General features: G+C 73.0%; 5 protein-coding genes and 1 pseudogene. 4 read left to right on the plus strand and 2 right to left on the minus strand.

The window, feature by feature from the left end; genetic code table 11:
* The 4 genes and pseudogenes from QSG27_RS27085 to QSG27_RS27100 form a co-directional block, all read left to right on the plus strand.
* Positions 1-378: pseudogene (locus QSG27_RS27085) on the plus strand (hypothetical protein); the annotation flags it as partial.
* Between the two features lie 40 nt (positions 379-418).
* Complete coding sequence (locus tag QSG27_RS27090; RefSeq protein ID WP_306711705.1) at positions 419-799, plus strand: response regulator; 381 nt, start codon at positions 419-421, stop codon at positions 797-799.
* Positions 796-1,443, plus strand: a complete 648-nt coding sequence (locus QSG27_RS27095) for a chemotaxis protein CheX (protein ID WP_306711707.1) — start codon at positions 796-798, stop codon at positions 1,441-1,443. The genes QSG27_RS27090 and QSG27_RS27095 overlap by 4 nt, the downstream gene beginning before the upstream one ends.
* Positions 1,444-1,462: 19 nt before the next feature.
* Positions 1,463-3,355: a hybrid sensor histidine kinase/response regulator gene (locus QSG27_RS27100; protein ID WP_306711709.1), complete on the plus strand. Its 1,893-nt coding sequence runs from the start codon at positions 1,463-1,465 to the stop codon at positions 3,353-3,355.
* Positions 3,356-3,400: 45 nt separating this feature from the next.
* Here QSG27_RS27100 and QSG27_RS27105 read toward each other — a convergent pair whose 3' ends face one another.
* Positions 3,401-4,600 carry a glycosyltransferase family 9 protein gene (locus tag QSG27_RS27105; RefSeq protein ID WP_306711711.1) on the minus strand — a complete coding sequence of 400 codons (1,200 nt, stop codon included), beginning with the start codon at positions 4,598-4,600 and terminating at the stop codon, positions 3,401-3,403.
* Positions 4,597-6,169 (minus strand): O-linked N-acetylglucosamine transferase, SPINDLY family protein (locus QSG27_RS27110; protein WP_306711713.1); only part of this gene is annotated, 1,573 nt, incomplete at its 5' end. The genes QSG27_RS27105 and QSG27_RS27110, both read right to left, overlap by 4 nt.

Raw genomic sequence — 6,169 nt, forward strand, 5'->3', positions numbered from 1 at the left:
ACGCTCCACGGCGCCCTCCGCACCACCCGCGGGGCGGTCGCCGTGGTCCTGCGGCTGGAGGCGGGGCGCATCGGCTACGCCGGGGTCGGCAACATCGCCGCGACCCTGATCCGCCGGGGCGAGGCCGCCAGCCTGCCCGGGCGCTGGGGCGTGGTGGGCTACAACGCCGCCCCGCCCCCCACCGCCTGGCTTCCCTGGCAGGCCGGGGACCACATCGTCCTGCACAGCGACGGCTGTTCCCGGCTGGCCGACCTGTTCCTCGACCGGCGGCTCCTCCACACCCACCCTGCCCTGGCCGCCGCCGTGCTGATGCGCGACGGCTGCGGGCGCGTGGACGACCAGATGGTGATGGTGCTGCGCCATCCCGCAACCCTTTGACTGTCACAGAAACGGCTTCTTTGGCGGAAAGCGACCGATCATGCGCACCTGCAAACACATCCTCCTGGTGGACGACAGCAAGCTGGCCCGCATGGCGCTGCGCGCCGTGCTGAACGACCTGGGCGTGGAGGCCGACGTGACCGAGGCCGCGGACGCCGAAGCCGCGCTGGAGCTGACGGAACGGACCGGATTCGACACGGTGTTCATGGACTACAACATGCCGGGGGTGGACGGGCTGTCCGCCGCCGCGGTCATCCGCGTCCGCCAGCCCGAGGCGGCCATCGCCCTGGTCACCGCCAACGCGCAGGAGGACATCCTGGCCGAGGCGCGCCGGCTGCGGCTGGCCTTCCTGGGCAAGCCGGTGCGGCGCGAGGACGTCCTGCGCTTCATTTCCGGGTCGGATGTGGCGGAAAGGGTGTGACCGCCGCGATGTTCGACGCGCTGGAACAGGACGCCGTCACCGAGCTTCTGAACGTGGCCGTCAGCCGCTCGGCGGCGGCGCTCAGCCGGATGGTGGGAAAGCCGGTGGCGATGTCGGTCCCCAACGTGCGCATCCTGTCGCGCGCCGAGGCGCTGAACGCCATCGGCGGCAACCGCAACACCCCCCTGATCGCGGTGGGCGAGCAGTTCAGCGGCCCGTTCTCCGGCCGCGCCCTGCTGGTGTTCCCCGAGGCGCGCAGCCTGCATCTGGTCCAGGCCATCGTCGGCGACCAGTTGACGCTGGAGGAGATCGCCGACCTGGAGGAGGACGCCATGACCGAGGTCGGCAACGTCATCCTCAACAACTGCCTGTCCGGCATCGCCAACATGCTGGGCTGCCGGATCGAGGCCACCCTGCCCCATTGCTTCCAGGGCGGGGTGGAGCAGATCTTCAAGCGCACCATCCGCGGCGACGACGACGGCGTGATCCTGTTCATGTCCATCGACTTCTCCATCCGGGACCGCGACATTGGCGGCTTCATCATCCTTCTGCTGGACCTCAACGCCATGTCGAACCTGCGCAGCGCCATCGCCCGCTATGTGGACGGGGTGCGCCGGTCGCTGACCGATCGCGAATCCCCGTGACCCGCTCCCCCGTCCGATCATGAGCGACCCCGCCGCCGGTTCCGCCGCCGTCCCCCTGGTCATTCCCTCCGTCCTGGACGAGCTGGACATGGGGGTGGTCATCGTCGACGACGCCCGGCGCATCGTCGTCTGGAACACCTGGATGGTCCGCCATTCGGGCATCTCCCGCCGGACCGCCATCGGGGCGGAGCTGTCCGCCCTGCTGCCGGCCATGGCCGGGGGGCGGGTGGAGCTGGCGGTGCGGGACGCGCTGGACACCGGCCTGCCGGCGGTGATCTCGCACCACGTCAACCACGACCTGTTCCCGCTGCTGCGCGGCGACGGCATGACCGACGAACGGGTGGCGCAGTCCATCGTCGTGCGCCCCACCCGCACGGGCCGCGGGGTGGGGTGTCTGATCCAGATCTACGACCAGACCGCGGCGGTGGAGCGCGAGCGCAAGCTGCGCGCCCAGCGCAGCGCCCGCTACCACGCCATCGTCGATGCCGCCCGCGACTGCTTCGTCACGGTGGACGAGGACGGGGCCATCTGGAGCATGAACCCGGCGACGGAGGAGCGGTTCGGCTGCTCCGCCGCCGCGATGCGGGGCCAGCCCATCGCCCGGCTGCTGCCCCAGCTTCAGGATCTGCCGCTGCTGGGCGAGCCGCTGGTGCCGGTCCGCGCCGTGGGGGCGGGGGGCAAGGCGTTCGACGCCGAGATTTCCATGGGATCGTGGATGAACAACGGGGTGCGCCACTTTACCCTGTTCATACGCGACGTGACCGAGCGCAATCTGGCCGCCGAGAACCTGCGCCGCACCGAACGCATCCAGGCGCTGGGGGAACTGACCGGCGGCGTGGCGCACGAGTTCAACAACCTGCTGATGGTCATCCGGGCCAACGCCGAGATGGTGCTGGCCCACGCCGGCGGGGAGGCGGCGGCCCACGCCGCCGAAATCGTCCAGGCCGTCGACCGCGGGCGCAACCTGACGGACGGGCTGCTGTCCTTCGCCCGGCGCCAGCCGCTGAATCCGGTGCGGGTGCCGCTGGACGCGGCGGTGGAGGACATCCAGAGGCTGGCCGCCCCGCTGCTGGGCGTGGCGGTGGAGATCGCCGCCCCTCCCATCCTCGCCGGGGCCGCCGTCATGGCCGACCGCACGCAACTTCAGAACGCCCTGCTGAACCTGCTGATCAACGCCCGCGACGCGATGCCGGACGGCGGGCGCATCACCATCACCGCCGGCCCCGGCCCGGAGCCCGGCCAGTGCCACATCGCCGTGGCCGACACCGGCACCGGCATGTCCCCGGCGATCCTGGAGAAGGCGTGCGAGCCCTTCTTCACCACCAAGGACCAGGGCAAGGGCACCGGGCTGGGGCTGAGCATGGTCGCCGGCTTCGCGCGCCAGTCCGGCGGCGACTTCCTGCTGGCCAGCCGCCCGGGCGCCGGCACCACCGCCACCATCCGCCTGCGCGGCACCTCCGGGGACGGCCCGCCCGGCGCGGCGGCGGACGCGGACGGTGCGGGCAAGGAGGACGGACCGCCGCCCGTCCTGCCTCCCCTGCGGTTGCTGGTGACCGAGGACGACCCCCAGGTGCGCGCCGGGGTTCTCGCCATGCTGGCCCAGGGTGGGCACCGGACCGCCGCCGCCGCCGACGGGCCGGACGCGCTGGACCTGATGGCGGACGAGGATTTCGACCTTCTGGTGACGGACATCATGCTTCCCCGCGGCATGAACGGGGTGGCGCTGGCCTGCGAGGCGCGGCGGATGTTCCCCCGGCTGGCGGTGGTGCTGATGTCCGGCTATCACGGCTTCGACCCGGCCCTGCTGGAGGCGGTGGGGCCGGCGGCCATCCTGCGCAAACCCTTCACCCGCACCGACCTGGAGCGGGCCATGGCCGCCGCCCTGCGCCAGCGGCCCCGTTCCCCGGCATGAACCGTCCGGCCTGACCCCTAAAGCGAACTTCCGTTCGCTTTGGATTCATATCGCCTCATTCGCCGGCGGGCTTCGGTCGCATGGGCGACCGGGACCGCCGTCGCGGTCCAAAGCGGATCGCAATCCGCTTTCATGCCCGCCGAGCAGGTCGAGAATGCGCGCCACCGCCCGGTTCGGCGGGATGGACGCGATGCAATGGGCCTCCGCCGCCGTGCAGCTTTCCGCCGGGCAGGGCGGCAGCGCCGCCGAGGGCCGCAGCACCTGCGTCCGCGCGCTCCAGGGGCGGAAGCGTTCCGGCGCGTGGTGGTGGTTGGGGTCCCCGCCCTTCGGATGGCAGGAGAAGACGGCGACCGGCACGCCCACGGCGGCCCCCAGATGGGCCGGGCCGGAATCCATGGCGATCAGCCCCCCCGTCCGTTCGATCACCGCCGCCGCCACGCGCAGCCCGGTCCGCCCGGTGAGGTCGATCACCCGCCCCGGCAGGGCCGCGGCGATGAGCGCCGCCGCCGCCCGCTCCCGTTCGGTGCCGATCACCGCCACCCGTGCGCCGAGCCCGACCGCCACCACGGCGACCACCATCGCCAAACGGTCCGGCGGGTATTCGCGGCGCGGGGCGGCGGCCCCCGGCGCCACGGCGATCACGCGCTCCCCCTCGACCACGGCCAGCAGGCGTGCCGCCTCCGCCCGGTCCTCCGCCGTCAGGTACAGCTCCACCCCATCCCCGTCCGGCACGCCGCCGGCGAAGCGCAGCAGGGCGAGGTTCTGCTCCACCTCGTGGCGGCCCGGCGGGGGCGTCAGCCGGTGGGTGTAGGCGCGGTCGAAGCCGGCGTTTCCCGACGCCTTCCAGGGGGTGACCGTCTCCGAGAAGCCCAGCACGGCGCGGGCGCGGCTGTTCGCGGCGAGGGAGGTGGCGCCGTGCCGGTCGAAGTCGTAGCGGGGCACCAGCGTCAGGTCGAAGCCGGCGCGGAACGCCTCCGCGAAGGCCGCGGCGCCGCCGGGCGTGACGGCGCGCAGGTCGATGCCGCCGCCCGGTTTCGGCTGGGGCGACACCACCGCGTCCACATGCGGGCAAGGGGCGGCGAGGTCGGCCACGGCGGGGCGCACCGCCAGCAGGATGCGCGCCTGCGGCGCCGAGGCCCGCAAGCCGCGCAGGAAGGCTGTGGCGAGCACGAAGTCGCCCGCCTCGTCCAGCTTCACCACCAGGATGCGCCGGGCGGCGGCAAGGTCGAAAACAGCGTCCGTCATGCCGCGCCCATGTCGATGCGGGCGGGTGGCAGGCCGGCGCACCAGCGGCGCCACGCCATGCGGTAACCGGCCTCCACCGCCGCGGTGTAGTCCGCCTCGTCCATCAGGGAGGAACGCGCCATCCGCCCCCTCAGCCCGGCGCGCTGCGCGTCCAGGAAGGCGCGGTCGGTGGCCAGCCGGACGGCGAGCGCCACGTAATCCTCCGCCCGCTCCACCACCAGCGCGCCCAGCCCGACGCTGCCGAGCATCGTGGCACCCCAACGGGAAATCATCGCCTCCCCCACCATCGACAGCACGGGAACCCCCATCCACAGCGCGTCGCAGGTGGTCGTCCCGCCGTTGGCGAAGACGGGGTCCAGCGCACAGTCCAGCCGCACATAATCCTCGTAGGGGTCCGGCGTCGTGCCGCGCAGCAGCAACCGCGTCTCGTCCACCCCATGGGCGGCGAAGGCGTCCAGCACCCGCCGCGCCACCCCGCCGCCGGACAGCCCCCGCCATTTCAGCATCAGCCGCGCGCCGGGCACCGCCGCCAGCACCCGCCCCCACAGCGCGAGGGTGCCGGCGTTCAGCTTCGTCAGGTTGTTGAAGGAGCCGAAGGTGAACACCCCCTCCGTCTCCACCGGCGGACGGTCGGGCGGCGCCACGGCGGACTCCGCGGGGCGGTAGCACAGCACGCTTCCCGGCAGGCGGATCAGCGCCTCCGTATGGAGGGCGTCGGCGCTCGCCGCGGCGAATCGGTGATCGGAGAACTGGTAGTCCATCGCCGTCAGCCCGGTCGTGTTGGGGTAGAGCGGCAGGCTGACCTGGACCGGGGCCGGGCGGCGGATGAACAGCGGCATGCGGTTGCGCGACATGTGCCCGCCGCAGTCCACCAGCACGTCGATGCCGTCCGCCCGGATCAGCTGTTCCAGCTCCCCGTCCGGCAGGGCGGCGACGTCGCGCCAGCGGTCGGCCAACGCCGCGAAACGGGCTGTCGCGGCGTCCTTCGGAAGGTCGTTGTAGTAACAGGTCACCTCCACCACCGACCGGTCGTGGCGCTCGATCAGCGGCAGCAGGAAATGATAGCCCGGTCCCGGATAGCGCTGGAAATCCGGCGACAGATAGCCGACGCGCAGGCGGCGGTCCGGATCGCGGTCCGTGGCCGCGAAGCGCGGGGCGGCGGGCGGCACCGGCATCACCGCCCGTTCGAAGCGCCGATGCTCCGCGAACACCGCGCCGAGGTCCACGTCCTCGGCGAAGCACAGGCAGAACAGCAGGTTGGAGCGCACCTCCGCGTCCCCCGGCGCGCGTTCCAGCGCGGCGCGCAGGGCGGCCACCGCCTCACCATGGCGGCCCAGCGCCATGAAGGCGACGCCGAGGTTGGAGCTTGCCAGCGCCTCCTGCTCCGCGGATCGCAGGGCCAGCGCCCGGCGCAGCAGGGTGACCGCCTCGTCGAAGGCGCCCGCCTTGATGGCGTGGGTGCCGAGGTTGGTCCAGCCGGCGGCCCCGTCGGGCTGCAAGGTCACCGCGCGGCGGAACCAGGCCCGCGCCTCCCCGGGGCGCTTGGCCCGGTGCTGGACGGACCCGGCG

Source organism: Azospirillum isscasi (assembly GCF_030849505.1).
Taxonomy (GTDB): Bacteria; Pseudomonadota; Alphaproteobacteria; order Azospirillales; family Azospirillaceae; genus Azospirillum; species Azospirillum isscasi.